This window comes from Paenibacillus lutrae (assembly GCF_009757775.1).
Taxonomy (GTDB): domain Bacteria; phylum Bacillota; class Bacilli; order Paenibacillales; family NBRC-103111; genus Paenibacillus_F; species Paenibacillus_F lutrae.
Genome location: NZ_RHLK01000002.1, coordinates 204,383 through 224,405, shown reverse-complemented (window position 1 = coordinate 224,405; position 20,023 = coordinate 204,383). Strand labels below are relative to the sequence as shown.

3 protein-coding genes are annotated in these 20,023 nt (G+C 50.4%); all 3 read right to left on the bottom strand.

Annotated features, from left to right (window positions below):
* Nucleotides 1-10 precede the first annotated feature (10 nt).
* From EDM21_RS03530 to EDM21_RS03520, 3 genes are read right to left on the bottom strand one after another with little or no spacing between them, the layout of a single operon-like run.
* Nucleotides 11-6,082, bottom strand: a complete 6,072-nt coding sequence (locus tag EDM21_RS03530; protein WP_157332980.1) for an SDR family NAD(P)-dependent oxidoreductase — start codon at nt 6,080-6,082, stop codon at nt 11-13.
* 6 nt (nt 6,083-6,088) lie between these two features.
* Complete coding sequence (locus EDM21_RS03525; protein ID WP_157332978.1) at nt 6,089-16,201, bottom strand: non-ribosomal peptide synthetase; 10,113 nt, start codon at nt 16,199-16,201, stop codon at nt 6,089-6,091.
* On the bottom strand, nt 16,198-20,019 hold the full coding sequence (locus EDM21_RS03520) for a type I polyketide synthase (RefSeq protein ID WP_157332976.1): 3,822 nt from the start codon (nt 20,017-20,019) through the stop codon (nt 16,198-16,200). The genes EDM21_RS03525 and EDM21_RS03520 overlap by 4 nt, the downstream gene beginning before the upstream one ends.
* Nucleotides 20,020-20,023 lie beyond the last annotated feature (4 nt).

Sequence of the window (20,023 nt, the reverse complement as noted above, 5' to 3'; positions counted from 1 at the left end):
CTTTGGCTAGCTAGAAATTAAAATCGGCATCCAGCTCTAATTTCAGCATCTCTGCCCCAGGCTCGTTACGGCTGTTATTGCCGCTGTCGCTGTGCCGCACTTGAAGCCCGCTCAAAATCCGCTGCTTTTCCTGCTGAGTCATTAACTCCACATCTGCAATTCGGATATCGGGATGGTCGGACACTTGCTGCGCCAAATGAATAAAATGAGCCGACATTCGTTCAATCGTCTCTTTTTTAAACAATTTGGTGGAAAATTCGAAGCTGAAATGCAGCGTTTCTTTCTCCAAGGCATAGAGAGACAAATCAAATTTGGAAATCGGGAAATCGTAGTCCACTGCGGAAATAGACATATCCCGGAGCTGCATTTGCCGCACTTCAATGTTCTCGAAGATGAATACCGTATCAAACAACGGATTTCTGCCGGTGTCTCTCGGTATTGGCAATTTGCGGATTAATTCTTCGACCGGGTAATCTTGGCTCTCGTAAGCTCCCAGCACCTGCGCTCTGACCTCTGTTAAATACTGCTCGAATGTCAACTCTTGCTGAGGCCGATTGCGGATTGCCAGCATATTCACAAACATACCGATTATATGCTCGATTCCCTTGTTTCTTCTGCCGGAGATCGCAGAACCGATCACTATATCATCCTGGCCGCTGTATTTGGACAAGAGGATAGAATAAAGGGCCAGCAGCAGCATAAATAAGGTAGCGCCTGACTTTTTGGCCATTAGGCTTAACTTTCCGCTGAGTTCTTTATCCATTTCAAAGGCCAGACGGTCTCCTTCAAAACTGCGTACCTGTGGCCTCGGAAAATCCGTAGGCAGATTCAGAACCGGCAGATTCCCGTTAAAAACGGACAGCCAATACTTTTCTTGCGCATTCATGCGTGAATCAGACAAGTGCTTTTTAAGCCAGACAGCATAATCCGCATACTGCAGCACCGCCGGGTCCGGCTCGATCCCTTCGTAAAAGGCGCCGAAATCCTGGACAAACACGTTATACGACGTCCAATCGGTCACGATATGATGAAAGTCAAACAACAAGATATGCCTGTCGGAGGCCAGCTTGATAACGGCACATCGCAGCAGCGGCGCTTTGCTCAAATCGAACGGCCTGATAAACGACTGGATAATCCCCGGAACTTCATGATCCGCCGCTTCGTACTGCCGCAGTTCTATTTCATGGGCCGGATTAATTTTCTGGACGATTTCGCCCTCCGCCCATTCAAAGGATGTCCGTAGGATCGAATGCCGCTCGATGACCCGGGCGACAGCCTTCTGTACCCGCTGAAGATCCAGCTCCCCTTCAATCTGAAGCAGTTCCGGGATGTTATAGGCAGTTCCGGCCCCTTCCATTTGCTGTACAAAAAAGATGCGTTTCTGGCTCGGCGTAACCGGATAATATACTCGGGATTCAGAAGGCACAATAGTTTCGCTGCCTATATCCGGGCTCTCCCCGATCAGGCCGGCGCTCTGCTCCAAATAAGCGGTTAGCGCATAGATGCTCTGGTGAGTCAGCACATCTGTTATTTGAAGCTGGTGCTCGGCTTTTCTTCCGAAAGCATTGACGATCTTCATTGCGAAGATCGAATCTCCGCCCAGGTTGAAGAAATTATCATAGATGTCAATAACATCGGTCCCCAGCGCTTCAGCCCATACTTTCGCCATTTCCCGCTCCAATTCGGAATACCGGTTGTCTGTTCTTCCCGTAATCGTAACGGGCACACCGGAATTCGATTCTGCGGCAGAGACCGCTGAAACTTGCTTTTCCCGGTCCAGCCGCAGCTGTATGTCGGTATGCAGCATGAACGGAAGATCATCCATTCCGGCAATTTCCGAATATTGGATCGGGCCGACTATAACCCTGCCGGACCCGCTTGTCAGTATACGATCCATCGCTTCCCATGCTTGTTCGTTCGTGACCGGACGGAAAACATCCCTTAGATTGACACCATGACGCGCTGCCATTCCTGTCTCGATCCAAGCCGGCCATACAATCGCTATTGTACGTTTTCCCTGCTGATTGCGGAATTCCGAGTAAGCCTCCTGGTAAGCGTTTGCAGCTGCATAATCACCCTGGCCTACTCCTCCGAGGAAAGTAGTTATGGACGAGAAATAGATGACAAAATCCATTTCTTCGGATGCCGTTAGCTCATCCAGCACCCGTGTCCCCTGTACTTTCGGCTTCAGTACCGCTTGAAAATCGTCTTCCCGAATCAGAGGTAATAATCCGCTTGGAGGAAGCCCGGCTGTATGAATGATTCCGTTAATTTTCCCGAATTCCCGTTTTAATTCATGAAAAACCTCCGTCATCTGCGCGTGGTCCGATACATCTGCCGAATAGACCGATACCGCGCTTCCCAGAGCTTCCAATTGCCGGATCATCTTGATTTTTCCGATCAGTTCTTCATCTGAACTTTCCTGAAGCAAGGACTCCCAGATTTCCCGCTTTGGAAAACGGCTCCGGTTTATTAAAGCGAGCTGTACACGGTTCTTCGAAGCAAGGTAGGCAGCCATTTGAAGGCCGGCGCCTCCAGTTCCCCCTGTAATGATGTATACACCTTCGGAGTGGATGCTAATATCCGAATGTCTGCCCGGAGCCGCTTCCTTCATCAGCTTGCCATACGCCAGCCCACTGCGGAATGAAACCTCTGCAGCCGAATCAGACAGCATGCAAGCTGCCGCTGTCTCAAGAGATTCGGGGCTTTCATCCATATCCATATACCGCACATGCCAGTCCGGCATCTCCTGCCTCATCACGTTCAGAAGAGCATGAATTGCCGCGTGCTCCGGAATCAGCTTTTCTTCCCTGCCCGTAACCTTGTTCCCGCATAGAGTGAGGACATCCAACAAGACGGGCTTGCCTGCATATGCACGCTGCAGCGCCCTTGTCAGATGGAACAAAGAATAAATTCCTCGGGCCAGACGCAATTCCAGCCGATCTCCCGATACAGCTAATCCACCAAAATCAAGGTCAGCCGCCGACCAGGCATGAACAAAACGGGTGATCTTCTGATCCTGTACCTCTGCCAATAATCGTGTAATGTCCCGCTGGTCCGGGCGGATCCTGAAGGTTGTCTCGTCCAGGCGTTCATAGCTATCTCCGATGACAGCCTCCAGCACGGATGAGCTGCCTAGTGCTCTTAACTGCTTTGCTATTCCTTGCCCCTGCGCGGTATTGAATACCAGGATGCTTCCCGGCTTCCATTCCTTCCGGCTGTCTCCGATTTTTATCGGCTGCCACTCAAATTCATAATACGCGGATGGAACTTCCGTTTCCGGTAACAGGGCAGCTTTTCTCAAGACATAACCGCGGACCTCGATAAGCAGTTTGCCTTGCTCGTCCATGATGGATGCGTCATAGGTAATGGAGCCTTCTGTTTCCTCCACTTTCCTGAGATAGCTGTAGAAGACAGCCTTCAGCGGAGAGTGAAAGATAACCTCTTTGAACTGAAAAGGGATGAATGTATCCTTCTCGTTCACTGCCGGATCCGGTATATTAAGTGCTGCATCCAGCAGAGGCGGATATGCCATGTGCCCCGCAACTTCCGATTGATATCGCTGCGGAAGCACGAAATATCCGAGCAGTTCATTGTCGCCGGCGTACACTTGCTCCAGGCTGAACCAGCGTTCTCCGAGCTGAAGGCTGCTCCTTCTCTCCGGCTGCCGGATATTCCCTGGCAGCTGCTTAGAACACCGATTCTTTATTTGTTCCAGGGAGTACGATGGGACAAGCGCATCTTCCGGAGACACGCTTTCCATCTCCCCCACCGCGTGATCCGTCCATCCGGGTGGCGACCCGTCTTCCCTGCTCGCCATGGAGAATGTCATTCTGTGGTCCTTTTGACGCTGAACCAAGGTCTGTAATTCTTTACTTTGTCCCGTTGGAATAAGAAAAGGGGACAGCAGCGTAACGTTTAGCAGCTTTATGCTCCGGTCAGGGTTTGTGTGTAATGCCGCTGACACGGCCATGTCAAGATAAGCGGTCCCTACAAGAAGACCGGTCCCGTTGATTTGATGATCCCGGATGATCCAATCCTTCTCGCTGAACGCTCTCAGGTACAGATCACCGATCTTCGTCCGAATAGGAACAGGGCCAGCGGAGCCCGCCCGAATACCCTGTGCTGATTCCGCTTCAAGACCTGGAGGCCGGGCCATATCCGGCCTGTTTTGGACCCAGCTTCGCTTCTTGTCGAATGCGTAGCCCGGCAGCGGTACCGAGTTTGCGGTACCCTGCTCGAAGAGAGACGCCCACTGGAGATCAGCTCCCTCCACGTAGAGCAGCGCCAATTGTACAAGCACCTCGGCTTGATCGCAGCCGCTTATCCGGCAGGAATCGGTTACCGATTGCGCCTGGGCCGTTAACTGCTGTTTATCCTCCAGCCAAAGTTCGCCATCCGCTTTAATCGTCTTATTCACGTCGATCAGCTGGTGCCGTTTGAACCACACTCTATTGCCTTCAGATACACCGGAAGCTGCAAATTGCCGAAGCTGGTCTCTAAGCTCGCTTACACTGCTCGCCACGATAGCCAAGCGGTGGTTCAAATGTTTTCTTCCGATCCCCGCTGTATAACAGACATCCTTAAGGGATAGTTCTGTATGGACTTCAAAGTACTGTATATACGTTTGGATCAGCTCATCCAGAGAAGCTTTTGTAGCTCCGGATATAACAAATAAGCTGGTGCTATCCGATAAGACGGCGTTCTTCTCCGGCGCTTCTTCCAGTACGATGTGACAATTCGTGCCGCTTAAACCGAACGAACTGACGCCGCAGCGACGAGGTGTAGATTGTGGTTCCCAGCTTGTCATCTTGTCTTGGACATAGACTGGGGAATCCTCCAGATTGATTTTGGGATTAGGTCTCTGGAAATGTATGCTCGGCGGAATTTGCTTGTGATGAAGAGCTAGTACCGCTTTAATAAAGCTGATAATGCCCGCGGCACTGTCTAAATGGCCGACATTGGTTTTCACCGAACCAATGGCGCAGAATTGTTTTTTATCGGTATATTTTTTGAAAGCCCGCCTAATCCCGTCGATTTCTATCGGGTCTCCAAGCTTCGTCCCCGTTCCGTGGGCTTCGATATACGAGATCGTCTCCGGATGAATTCCGGCATCTTCCCAAGCTCTCAGAAGAACATCTTCCTGCGCAAGTACATTGGGAGCGGTAATGCCGATCGAACTTCCATCGTTATTGATCATGCTTCCTTTAATGACCGCATAGATATGGTCGTTGTCCTCTACCGCCTTGTGCAAAGGCTTCAGAAGCACGGCCGCGACTCCTTCACCTGATCCCGTTCCATCCGAATAATAATCGAATGTTCTCGCTCTGCCATCCGTTGATGCAATACCGACCTCTTCGTTGGCGTTTACCTTGGCAGGCAGCAAGACCACCTTCACTCCGCCTGCGATCGCCATCTCTACCTCGCCTGCTCTCAGTGCCTGACAAGCCAGGTGAATGGCAGTGAGTGATGAGGAACAGGCCGTATCTACCAATAAACACGGCCCTTTAAAATTCATTAAATAAGCCATTCTGCTCGCGATAATGGAACTGATGTTGCCTGCTTTGGCAGCCGCATTCATCATGGATTCCGCATTCCATATCAGATTCTCGTAGGAAGGCCTGGATTCGCTGTAGCCTACATAGATGCCGGTTCTGCTGCCGACTGCACGATTGCCGCTGTAGCCGGCATCTTCTAAAGCGTGCCAGACCGTTTCCAGGAAGAGCCTTTGCTGCGGGTCCAGATAACGGGCTTCTGCGGCCGAAATATTAAAAAATTGATGATCGAATTTGTCGATAGCGGATAAATAAGCACCCTCTACCTCCATCACGCCCGTATCCTCTAAACCGACCGCAGACAATACATCGTTAAAATCCCTTTTTCTCGCTGCCGGCAGCTCATCTATGCTATCCACGCCGTTTATGAGAGATTCCCAGAATTCGTCCAGATTGTTCATCTTACCTACGGTTCCCGACATTCCGATGACAGCAAAATCATTCGTTGCCACGTCTTCAATCTTAAATTCATGCGGATCCGGAGCGAAGATGACGTTTTTATCCAGCTCAAGTAATTTCTTGATCACGTATTATCACCTGTTTCCGGTTAATTCCTGCTCTTCGGATATGGTCTCGATTACAAGGTCTAGAATTCGTATAAAGGCTCGGATACACTCTTCCATTCTATGCTTCGCCAGCTTGCCGGCATTGTAGCCCCAGAGGACGGTAAGTTTATCCGGCTCCTCCTGAAACCGCAGCGTCAAATCAAAATAACGACTGAAAGAATCCGATGAAGCTCTGGAATAATAAAAGAGCGCGTACAAGTCATTCCCCGCGGCGGCATGCGCCCCCAAGTTCTCCAAGAGCAGCCCCTCTTTGTTGTCCGCTGCATCCCTCGTCAACTGCGCCAATTCCCTGAACAGATCTGCAAGCGTATCCGGCGATGTCAGATTTATCGTAATCGGTATGATTCTGTTCCCGATACACATCTGCAGCCCCAGTTCCTGAACATCGAGAACTTCCGACAGCAGGATCAGGTAAGCGCCGAGCAGCATGTCCTTCAGTTCAATCCCCAGCCCGTCAGCTCCGCCTTGCAGCTTGATCAGCTGATCGCGCTCCAGTCCGATCCGTAATAATTTATCCTGCCTCCGGCCGCCAGGGTCCAGTAAAAAGGATTGCGGAAACGAGAGCGCTTGCAGCGAAGCGGACTCTTTGCCGTGCTCCTCCAGCATACTGGCAAGCTTACGGACCGTCGGAAACGCAAAAATATCCGTAATCTGCAGCTGATCAGGATACTTTTGCTGGATGAGAGAATACATCTCGATCACTTTCAGTGAGTTGCCTCCCCTATCAAAAAACTGATCATCAATGCCGATTTCCTGAACACTCAAGACTGTTTTCCAAATATCCAGCAGCGTACGCTCCCAATGATTGGTGGGCTCCACTCTAGTCTCGGCCTTCGCCATTACAGCCGGAGCCGGCAGTTTAGAGCGATCCACTTTGCCGTTGGCATTAAGGGGCAGTGAATCCAGCCTGCAAAAAACCGACGGAATCAGTGAATCCGGCAATGCTGAATTCAACCGGTTTCGCCAAACGTTGTATTCCGGCTCTTCCTCCGATACGACATAGGCGCAGAGATACTTGTCCTTCCTTGCATCCTCCAGCCCGATCACGACAACGTCTTTGACGGCCCCGGTCCTGCGGATCTGCTCCTCGATCTCGCCAAGCTCGATCCGGATTCCCCGGATCTTAACCTGATCGTCGATACGCCCCAGCAATTCGATCGTACCGTCAGGATTCCAGCGGGCCAGATCGCCTGTTTTGTACATATGGCGCCGCTTAGAGCCTGCAGGTACAAAAGGATTCTCGACGAATTTTTGGCGGGTCAACTCGTCCCGATTCAAATACCCGCTCGCTATGCCGCTTCCCGATAAGCACAACTCCCCGATAATACCGATCGGTTGAGGACGTCCGTCTTCACTAATGATGTATGCGTTCACATTGTCAATGGGTCTTCCGATTCCTTGCTTGCCCTTCTGACATTGGGTGACGATTGCATCGACCGTTGCTTCCGTAGGACCGTAATGATCATACAAGGAGTAACCCATCTCAAGCAGCTCATCCTTTAGCGTGTCGTCGAGTTTTTCCCCTCCGCTGATGACGACATCCAGGCTTTGGAGCTTGTATCCATACCCGAACAAGTATTCCTTCAGCGTTGCCGGTACGAACTGGGCCAGATGAATATGGTTGTTCCCAATAAAAGCAGCGAATGCATTCTTATCATAAATAACTTCCCTATGCGGGACTACGAGTGTGGCGCCGCTTAGCAGAGCGCCCATAATTTCCTCGACGGCAACGTCAAATGTCAAGTTCGTCATTTGCAGAACATTGCGGTTCTCACGAAGGTCATAGTTTCTGGCAAACCAGCACACCAGATTTACCACACTCCTCTGCTCAATAAGGACTCCTTTCGGAACCCCTGTCGAACCAGACGTGTACATGACATAGGCAAGATCATCCGGCGTGCTCACTAATTCAAGCGGAGTCGACACCTCTACTTCTTCTTGCTCCTGCGCTTCCCATCCAACGATTCGCCCGTCAAACGTAAAATCGAATGTAAAAGAGCTCTCTGCCAAAATAACCTGCACAGCAGCGTCTTTTACTATAAATGCGATTCTTTCCTGCGGGAAATTCGGATCGATAGGCACGAAAGCCCCGCCCGCTTTCAAAATCGCTAAAATTCCCACCACCATATTGTCCGAGCGGTCTGCGACTAGCCCGACCTTGGAATTAGCCTTAACCCCCGCTTCCCGAAGCCGGCGCCCTAACCAGTCCGATCTGCGATCCAGGTCCGCATAAGTGAAACGCTTCTCCTTATAGACGAGGGCCGTACTCAGAGGCGTCCGGCTCACTTGCCGGGCAAACATATGCGCTAGTGACAAGTGTGCGGGAAAATCTATCGCCGTCCGGTTAAATTCATACAACACACGATTCTTCTCATCCGGCGGCATTATTTCAAGCTCAGCCAGCGACAGATCGGGATCATGCGCGATTTGCTGTAAAAGCTGTGAGAGATGCAGCGCCATTCTCTGAATCGTGTCCTTACGGAATAGTTTGGTGCCGTATTCCAGTTCCAATCTCAGAACGTTTTCTTCTTCAAAAGCTGTCAGCGTAAGATCCAGCCGGGATTGATTGAACTCCATCGGGTAAGAGGATATGCTCAGCCCGTCAAGAGACATATTCTTGTTCCAGTTCTCCTGCAAAACAAACATAACGTCAAATAAAGGATTTCTTCCCGTCTCTCTAGGAAGATCCAGCCGGTTCACCAATTCTTCGAACGGCAAATCCTGATGATCAAGAGCTTTAATCATATTTTCTCTCACAGCTTGCAGAAATTCATGGAAACTTAAATCCCGGCGAGGCTGATTTCGCAGCGCCAGCGTATTCAAGAACATCCCGACGACTTTCTCCAAGTCCGCCTGCTCTCTGCCTGCAACTGGAGATCCGACAATAATGTCTTCCTGCCCGGTATATTTGGACATTAATACATTAAAAGCAGCGAGCAGAACCATATATAACGTCGTCCCGGTCTTTTGAGCGAGCTGCTTCAGCTTGTTTTTATGAAAGCCGTCCAGATTGATCTCGATACGATCCCCTTCAAAACTCTGAACCCGCGGCCGGCGGTAATCTATTGGCAGCTGCAGCACAGGCGGATCCGTGAGCTCGGAAATCCAGTAGTCCTCCTGCTCCTTAAGCTTGGGACTGCGCAGCAATTCCTCCTGCCAGACCACAAACTCTTTGTACTGAATCGGCAGCGGCTTCAAATGGAATCCATTATATAAAGCCGCCAGTTCGCCTACAAGGATTCCGGTCGAAGACCAATCCGTCACAATATGATGAAGATCGAATAGAAGGATGTGCCTGTCTTCCCCGGTTTGAACCAGCTGTGCACGCAGTAATGGAGCCCGCTCTAAATCAAACGGCCGAATAAACCGGGTAATCGTTTCCGGCAGCCGGTTCTCTTCGACTTGCACAAATTCCATTCCAAAATGAACTTCCTTCTGTATTTTCTGGACGATTGCTCCATCCTTCATGTGAAAGGAAGTTCTTAAGCTTTCATGCCGCTCTACAATGCCTTGGAAAGCACGCTGCAAGAGGTCCCGGTCTAACCGCCCTTCCAGGAGCAGCGCAGCCGGCGTATTGTAGCTTTCACTGCCGCCCTCGAAGTGCTGTAAAATGTACACCCGCTTCTGTGCAGAGGACAGCGGATAATACTCCTGTTCCAGGCCCGCGGATTCCGAAATCAACTTATGCGGTGCTTTTATCCGGGGTGTATGCTCAGTAATTGCCGCATCCCGCCGGGTTGACAATGGAATCGAACCGCCCTCTATCGTATGAAGAAGAAGCTGATTATGCTTTAATGCAAAATAAGGTTCAATTTCGGTATACTTGATTTCCCCTACGGAGCATACACCGATTCCGTTTAATCCCGCTGCTTGAGTCAGCATAGCGATTAAGACGCCTGCTTCGAGCAGTGCATAATAGTAGCCTCTGTAGCCGTAACGAGGCATGTTCGCATCCGGATTATACATCAGGAATATAGTAAAGGCCGAGGTTTCGCCAGCCTTCATATTCGTATGCAGATGCGCTTTCTCCATCGGAATTTCAGTATCCTTCACGTTAATTAACGTATGAGAAACTGGATTGTACAGATACAGGCCTCCGGTAATATTCTCAACCCGGTCCTTTTTGATATTGATATAGACATCAATCGGATAAAGGCCCCCTGCGCTCGGGTAATAGTACCGTGTCTTTCCGTCTTCGCGTATCTGCTTGAGAATGGATAACAAGCCGGCGAAAGATTGTCCGCTGATCGCCTGCTCATGATCAAACTGCCTGTACGTTCTTCGATCATGAACATAAGCGGGCAGATCCTGACTTTGTCCCAGTTTGATGCTGTACGCGCCTTCTTGCTGCTGAGTGCGGTTAAGCTGCTTCTCTTTGTAAGCTTGAAGCGCATCTTCTTTGTACAGGAGGTCGTCTCCGTACTCGTGCCGGAACAGCTTCTCCTGAGCCGAAAATAGTTCCGCAGGAGGCAAGATCGAATGAACCAGCACACGGCTGTCGATCAAATCTTGAATGACCCGGTTGGCTGCTTCGGTACCTGCAGCGGCCAGAAGCCCGCTAAGTTCTTGAAGCGATGCCCCCTTTTGTGCATGAAAATATAAATCAGGGAAAAGCGCACAAATTTGAGGGTCACCGTTTGCGTAATCACCGGCGGTAATCATCCCGTCTTGTCTTGTCCAATGAACAACGGGAGACCAATAATACACTTCTTCGGTTCCGATCGTATGGGGAAGAGAACTGCCTTGTAACTCGCCGGAGCTGCCCGTCTTCAGCACCTGTTCGCCTGTGATAACTACGGCAAGACGTTCAATCGTCGGTTCCTCAAAAAGCTGCCGCACAGAAACTTCCGTTTCGAACTCTTTCTCAATCCGGTTCTTCAACCTTTGAATAATAAGCGAATCTCCGCCGAGATCGAAGAAATTGTCCGTGACGCCGATATGATCGACCGATAAAACTTCCCTCCAAATCTCGGCTAATCGCCGTTCAGCTGCGCTCCTCGGAGCCACACTCTCATTAACAGCCTCCACCGGAATACTCATCAGCGCTTTCTGATCGATTTTGCCATTAGCGCTTAGAGGAAGATCTTGCAAATGTATAAAGACCCGAGGCACCATATACTCCGGCAGCTTGCGGGTAAGGACTTCTCTTAGATCTTCACTGTCCCATGCCTTATCCGCCGAGTAGAACAGAACCAGATACTTTTTCCCGTCCGGGCTTTCTTTGACAATAGCGACAGCACGCTTAATTCCTCCGCTGCCCGCAACGGCATGTTCGATCTCGCCTAATTCAATCCGGTGTCCCCGGATTTTGATCTGAGTATCTTTTCTTCCTTGAAATTCAATATAACCTTCCTTGCGCAATACCCCGTAATCGCCCGTACGGTATAAACGGCCGAGCTCTGGATGGTCGATAAAAGCTTGTGCCGATTTGACCGGATCATTCCAGTACTTCTCAGCAATGCCGACTCCGCCGATATAAAGTTCCCCTGCAACGTTCACTGGACATATCTGCAACTGATAATTCAGTACGAACCAGGTTTGATTTGCCAGCGGGTAACCGTAAGGAATGCTGGTCCAGTCCGGTGAAACATGCCGAACCGGATAATAGATGGACCAGATGGATACTTCCGTAGCACCGCCGAGACTTATCAGCTCCGCTTTGGGGCAGAATCTGTTAATTCGTTCCGGAAGTGTGACCGGAATCCAGTCGCCGCTTAATAAAACGAGCCGCAGGTCATTCAGACTCGGGCTTTGTCCATACTCCAATACCATTTCCAAAAGTGCCGGAACCGAGTTCCAGATCGTAATCTTATGACGGATCAGGTTCTCAACCAACAGACCGGGATCACGCTGATCTGCAACCAGCACAACCGCAGCCCCGCTGCTCAGAGCACCAAAAACATCATAGACAGACAAGTCAAAGCATAAGGATGAAACGGCTAGAATGCGGTCTTCCTGTGAAACCGCGAATCTGCGGTTCATGTCCTGAATCGTATTACTGACCGCCTTGTGTGTAATAACGACCCCTTTCGGCATCCCTGTACTCCCGGAAGTATAGAGCACATAAGCAACCTCATCCGAGAAGTCCGCTCCTTTACCCGGGAACGTAGAAGAATAGGAATCGGCATTCCAGTCCTGATCCAGAAGCAGTTTACAACCACTTTCGGAGACGATGTGGTTTCTGCGTTCCTCCGGATGATCGGGATCAATCGGAATGTAAGCGGCCCCCAATTTCATAACTCCCAGCAGTTGAGCGATCGTTTCGCTGCGCCTGGAGGCGAGTACGCCGACAAAGTCCCCTTGTCCGATGCCTTGCCGGATAAGAGCATTCGCATACCGGTTGGACCATTCGTCCAGCTCGCGATAGGTAATCTGCTTGTCGCCTTCAATAACAGCTGCTGAGTCGGGAGTCATCCGGGCTTGTTCACAGAACATCCGGTTCAAAGACGCCGGGGCGATCTCCTCATCCGAAAGATTGAACGCCTGAATAAAGCCCTTATCCTCAGGGCTGATGTCAAGCGCAGCCGGCTGGCCGTTCTGAACGATTCCCTCGACAAGCTGCATATAGTGCTTAAACATGGCTTCGATGACAACAGGATCGAACAGCTGATCCACATAGTCCCATGTAACGGAGAGCTGACCGTCCAGTTCCATAACCTGATTATCCAAATAAACCTGAGGCGTTTGGGTAATCCCCATTTTCACTTGGCCAATCTGCTTTAAATACTCCTGATCTTGATCCTGATTAAACAGCATGCTTGTAAAAACGATAGGCATCGCGGCTTTCCCCACCGGCAGGTGATTATGCCTGACAAAGTCTCTTATGACTTCAATACCTTCGTAAGCTCTATGTTCCAAAGCTTCAGCCAGCACATTCTGGATGCGCTGTGCCCGGCTGCGGAACGTATTCTCTGCGCTCATATCTATATCGAGAAGTATCACCGAAGTAAAATCACCCACGATCCGGTACACGTCCGGATGATAAGGATTCCGGTTGAACATCGTCAAATTCATGGCAAATCTGGGCTGATTGCTCCAATAAGCTAAAACCTCTGCATATAAAGTACAGAGGAGCACGGATGGCGTCACCTGATTTTTTCTTGCAAAATCCTTAACTTTGCTCCAGTCTTCCTGGTGAAATACGGCTTTCAAGCGCTGAAACTGAGGTTTTTTTATATGCTCGGGTGATTGGATCAATCCCAGCTGCGGAGCCATCGGAAACTCTTTTATTTTCCCGCTCCAATAAGCTTTGTCTTCGATATACTTGTGACTGTCTCTAACCTCTTGGAGCGCCATCATATAATCACGGAAAGTAAAATCCAGTGCCGGCAGCTCCATATGGGGATTTTGGTAATAATGAATGAGCTCTTTACAGATGGTCTGTGTGCTTGCTCCATCAATGATTAAGGCATCCAGGCTGACGAATAAGTAATGCGTATCGCCCGTTAGTCTCAGCGCCGCAAAATCAAACATAGGCCACTGGCCGATCGGGAACATCCGGTGTGATCGTATGGTTCTCTCATCTTCTATGCGCATTTGCTGCTCTTGAGGCGTTAAGCGGCTGATATCTTCCACGAAAATGGAATACGGCGCCGTGTCCCGGCATACCTGCTGTTCTCCCGACTCCAGAATGACGGTGCGCAGCATCGGATGGCGGTCTATGACCTTCTGAAGGCTGCGGTTTAACCTGGCCAAATCCAGGCGGGTCTCGATCTCCAAATACGTATGCGTAGAAACGCCACCGAGTTCAAAATGATCGCTCCGTCCTCTTAAATAAGCCATTTGTACCTCTGTTAAAGGAAACGGATCATAAGCCTTGCCAGGTTGTGCCGAAGCTGGGGTACCTGCCGCAGCGAAACTGCCGGTTATCTGTACAGGGTCGCAAGATTCAATATAGGAAGAGAAATCTTCCAAAACCGGATAATTATAAACCGTAGAAATATCGATCTTATAACCATTTGTTTGATTGAAGCGGGACAGCAGGTGGATAGCCATTAATGAATCTCCGCCTAATTCGAAGAAATTATCACGGATATCGAGTTCTTCGACTCCAAAAGATTCTGACCACGCCGCTGCCGCCATTCGTTCGAATTTGGAGTATGCGCCTGACTCCCGGCCTTTTAAGGAAAATGGCTTAGGGCTGCGGCTGCTGACGGAATACGCGGTCACAGCATCTTGCGCCTGCGTTAAAGCGGCATCCCATTCCAGCCACATACGGGTCTGATCGAATGCATAGGTAGGCAGATCCGCTATTTGCCACTCTTTGCCGGAATAAATTTTCCCCCAGTCAACCCTGGAGCCGCTGACATAGTTTGCCGCTGTTTCCTGAAGACTCTTATAAGCGGGAGCCTCATTGCGGATATCTTTATTTAAGGCGGAATCACTTCCCCGAGCCCGGTAATACACATGTTCCGACTCTTTGTAATTATCAAGGGAAGAAGCGAGCGTAAGGATATGCTCACGGAGTTCCGGAAGGGTAGATACAATCAAGGCAAGTCTGCAATCAAAATGCTCTCTCCGGACGGATGCCGTATAACAAACATCGCCGAGTTTAAGATCGCCGGGTTCATCCAGAACCCCCGCATACTTCTGCAATAATTGCTTTAACGAGCGTTCGCTTTTAGCCGACAGCACAAAAATATGCTGAGCCCGTTCTGCTGCCTTCTTGGGAACATGATGGGGCGGCGCCTCTTCTAGAACCAGGTGGCAGTTCGTGCCGCTAAAACCAAATGAACTTACTCCGCATCGTCTCGGGCCTGCCTGGGCCTCCCAATCTGTCAGTGTATCGCTTATATAAACAGGTGAATCGGCAAAGTTAATTTTTTTATTCGGACTTTGAAAATGCAGGGCTGGAGGAAGCTTCTTATGCTTGAGTGCCAACACAACCTTGATTAAGCCGGCAATCCCTGAAGCAAAATCCAGATGTCCGATATTTGTCTTGACCGAACCGATTGCGCAGAACTGCTTCTTGTCCGTGTAGCGACGGAATGCCCGGTCTATCGCTTCGATCTCAATCGGATCGCCAAGCTTGGTAGCTGTGCCATGCGCCTCCATATAGGTGATAGATTCGGGCGCAACGTTCGCATCCTTCCAGGCGGATACGATGACATCTTCCTGTGCATGCATATTGGGGGCTGTCAAACCGACGGATGTGCCGTCTTGATTCATGGCCCCCCCTTTAATGATCGCATGGATCCGATCGCCGTCTTCGATCGCCTTCCGAAGCGGTTTGATGAGGATCGCTGCACTTCCTTCTCCCCAAACCGTACCCTGCGCACTGTCGTCGAATGTTCTTGTCTTATAATCAGACGATTCTATTCCTGCCTGCATTCCGCCCTCGACCGGAAACAGCGATATCTTCACCCCGCCGGCGATTGCGAGGTCACATTCACCGCTCCTCAGAGACTGACAGGCTAGCTGGACGGCCGCAAGAGAGGAGGAACAGGCCGTATCCACTAGTAAACTCGGACCTTTCAAATCAAGAAGATAGGATATTCTCCCTGCTATTATGGAAGCAAGATTGCCCGGTATCGCAATGGTTGAGAGCTCCGGCGCATGCTTCATGATATATTGCCCATAAGCGGGCCAATTACCGTATCCGAGATATACGCCCGTTCGGCTGTTCTTTAATTGTCCGTTCGCATAGCCTGCATCCTCGATCGTTTCCCAGGCAGTCTGCAGGAACAACCTCTGGCTAGGGTCCATAAGTCTGGCTTCGCTCTGCGAGAGGCGGAAGAAAGCGGCATCGAATTGATCGATGTCGTTCAAGTACCCCCCGTCCGAGTATCGGGCCTCATTCGCATTCAACGAAGTATAGTGGGAGATGAACCCGAGACTATCCGTTTTCCTGTTTTCCGGAAAATTCCGTACAGAATCTTTGCCCGCCGCAATCCCCTGCCAATACTCGCCAATATCATTAAATGAGGCGAGACGGGCTGACATTCCAATAATCGCGTAGCCCTCATGTTCCCGGTCTCGGGGTTCTTCCATCAACACCGATAATAATTCCGCACCCGCTGCCTCATCGATTCTGCCGGCTGCACAATTCTCGAAGATAAGTTTGGTCAATCTCTCATTCATTTAAGGTCCCCCAGCGATCTATAATTCTTCATGGCATGATCGACAGACAGCTTTCCTTCTTTTAATTGCTTCAACATCTCCGTAATCTGCATACCGGAAGCGGGTGGTTCATAATCGCGCTCCATGGTTGAATCATTCGGCTTGGAAGGGTGAATCTGACCAAATATATGTTCCGCCAGGGATGCAATCGAAGGAAATGAAAAAAGATCCCCAAGCGTTACAACACCTGGAAAAAGCTGCTCCAGCTTCCGCTGAATGCTGGTGATCATGATCGAGTCGCCGCCAATTTCGAAGAAATTGTCCGTTTCCTTTATCTGCTCATAACCCAAGACGTCTTTCCAGGCGGATGCTATATATCTGGAAATCTCGTCGTAGCTTGCGATCCGGTTCCCCGGGGAGGCAAGAGCTGATTCGGGCCATTCGTTGAGCTTTTCTTCCGAAGAGCGCTCCGCAAGAGCATCCTTAATTTCATCCGACAAGCCGAAAGGAAGCCACTCCTCCATGCCCCATACAGCAGATTCAGTATGGATCCTGCCGACGATCACTTGAGCGTAGGGCAGATTCAGCGTGTGATAGAAAGCTTGCGTCGCTTCATCAGAACCCAGCAGTTCGAATAATTGGCTGCTTCTCATTCCGGTTTGCTCACGTTCGCTAATCCCTGCCTGCCACGCAGACCAGTTTATCGAGGTCATGTTCGCCCCCTCCAAACGGCGCTTGGAAGCATACGCGTTAAGGAAGCAATTGGCGGCCGTATAGTGTCCGCTTCCCGCTCCGCCTATCAGTGTGATTGCCGAAGAGCACAGCACGAAGAAATCCAGGGCGTCCTGCCGGGTAGCGCGGTCGAGAATCCACGTCCCCTTGACCTTAGGAGACAGCACTTGCTGGGCAACGCTAAGATCTTCATCCCGGATAAAAGCCCCCTTCATCCGGCTGCCGACACCCGCGCTGTGAACGACCCCGTGAATCCGGCCAAAGCGCTGTCTTACGGCGTTCATCGTATGCATCATTTGCGGTTCATCGGTCACATCCACACTGTAGTAGAAGACAGTGGCGCCCATTTTTTCAAGCTCTAGCAGGTCATGGATTTGACGGTAACCAGGATGTTCCTGCACACCTTGAACGATAGCCTCCCATTCAGGCTGCCCCGGCAGTTCCGTTCGGCCAAGCAGAACGAGATTCACTTTATGGTGCGCTGCCAATGATCTGGCAATCTGCAGGCCTATAACGCCGAGCCCGCCTGTAAGGACATACACGCCGTTATCACGGATCGGATACTGGTCATCTGATTGATTTGTTTCCATGACGGGAGCCAGGACCTCTGTATATCTGGCATTGTTCCGGAAAGCTGCAATCTTGTCCTGAGAACTGGAGAGCAGCTCCTTGACAAGAACACGGGCATCGGTTAGTTCATCGATGTCAATCATGCGGCAGGCCGAAGCTCTGTGCTCTAAGGCATAGGTTAGCCCGAGTCCTACTGCCATGGCGTTCTCCGGGATGACGAGCGAGTCCTCATCCGTTACCTTATGAGCACAATCCGTAACCAGGAACAGGTCTATTCCGGTTTTGTCCAAGCGGCTTATTCCCTTCATGATCCCGAACAAGCGGTAAATCCCGTCCGTCAAATTCCGGTCTAGCTCCTGCACACTGTCCATAACCCGATTTATCCCGTTATGCTGCACATACACGATTTGCCCAATACGGTTCGCTGTTAGAATCCTCTCCAAGCTGTCATCATCCAGTTCCTCGATGCGGACTTCCACAACAACTGTTCCTTCTTCTTTATAGGCCCGGGCGATCTCCCCGCCCTTAGCTGTGCCATTGTCGATTAACAGGACAGGCCCCCTGCGCGCTTCTGCGGGCCCTGTTAGCGGCTGCCGCTTCCATTTTTTGCGATAGAAAGCCGAATCAACCCGCTCCTCATGTCCGGTACTGTCAGAAGGTTCAGAAATCCAGCACCTGCTTGGTGTAAAGGGATAGGTGGGCAACGGAACCTTATAGTAGCGACGCCCCCCGTAGATTAATGGCCAGTTAAGCTCAGCTCCTTGTGTGTATAAATGCAGCAGCTGTGATAACACGGACTCTTCCCGATAATTTCCGGCGATAAATTGCTCTGTAAGCCGATCGGTATTTTTTGCAAAGCTCTCGTCTTTACCGGGCCCTCTCTCCCTCACACCATAAAAAAAACGGTCCTGCGTACCTAGATCTTCGGATTCCGTGGACAATACTTGGTTCAATAACGTTATGAGTGCCTGCTTATTCATTTGCTCGCCTGTCAGCACCACACCAAAACGATAGTCATGATGGTCCCGGCCGGTATTTAACGTGTAGCAAAGATCTTTAAGATCATATTCGTGTTCTGTAAGCGCAAGCTTATATCGCTCAACGAGCCGTTTCAGGGAATCGGCCGATTTGGCCGAAATTGTAAAGGCGTGCACCTCTTCACTCGTTGAAAAGCGATACGCCTGCATTTCATCAGGTAAGGCGGCTTCTTCCAGCACGATATGACAGTTGGTGCCGGTTATACCAAATGAACTGACCCCGCATCTGCCAAGAGCCTGAGCGCCGGTCCAGTTCACCGGTTGGTCATTGATATAAATAGCCGTATCCTCAAAATTAATTTTGCGGTTAGGCCGGACAAAATGCAGGGACGGCGGAAGTTTCTTATGGTGCAGAGCAAGCACGGCTTTTATAAAACCGGCAATGCCCGCTGCTTGATCCAAATGTCCAATGTTGCTTTTGACGGTTCCGATGGCACAAAACTGCTTCTTGCTCGTATACCGGGAGAATGCCCTGTTAATTCCGTCAATCTCCACGGGGTCGCCGAGTTTGGTTCCGGTTCCGTGCACTTCAATATACGACAACGTTTCGGGCGTAATATTGGCATTTTTCCATGCCTGCACCAGGACTGCCTCTTGAGCAACGGGATTCGGTGCCGTGATACCGATCGAAGCCCCGTCATGATTGACGGCGCTTCCTTTAATGACGGCATAAATGTGATCCCCGGCCTTGCGGGCTTGTCCGAGTGATTTCAACAGTACCGCCGCCACTCCTTCCCCTGTTCCGGTCCCGTCGGAACCATCGTCGAATGCCCGAGTACGGTTATTGGAAGATTCAATACCGACATTGAAATCCCTTACAGGAAACAGGTGGACTTGGGCACCTCCCGCGACAGCCATCTCGCATTCCCCACTGCGAATCGCTTGACATGCGGTATGTACAGCCACTAACGAAGAAGAACAGGTGGTGTCGATTACCATATTGGGACCCCGCCAATCCAGCATATGCGAAGGTCTGCTTCCTACCATGGGCCGCAAATTGCCCGGCAATGACATAAATAAATGATCCGGCTCAAGCTGCGCAATCACGGATTTGTAATCCGCGTCCGGACTAACTCCCACGTACATTCCCACATTTTTTCCCGCTAAGCAGCGGGTACTGTAACCGGCATCCTCAACTGCACTCCATACAATCTCCAGAAATTTACGATGGACAGGGTCCATTAAACTGGCTTCTTTCGGGGAGATATTAAAGAACGAATAGTCGAACGCATCGATCTCCTCCAGATAACCGGCCTCCTGGTATTCACCTTTCAAATCCTTTTTAATCGTATTTCTTAGATGATCCACATCTTTCTTCCTGCGCTGCGGGATGGGTTTAATACTGTCGACACCGTTCATCAGGTTATTCCAGAACTCAGCAGGAGATGCTGCATCCGGAAATTGCAGGGCTATCCCGATTACGGCGATATCCTTATCTTGAATCTCTTCCATACTTTCTCCGTCCATCACATCTTCTATCAGAATATCAGCCAACTTCATCCGA

Excerpts from the sequence above, each read along its gene's own strand:
- EDM21_RS03525 (WP_157332978.1), bottom strand. The coding sequence starts at position 16,201 with ATGAATGAGAGATTGACCAAACTTATCTTCGAGAATTGTGCAGCCGGC.
- EDM21_RS03520 (WP_157332976.1), bottom strand. The coding sequence starts at position 20,019 with ATGAAGTTGGCTGATATTCTGATAGAAGATGTGATGGACGGAGAAAGT.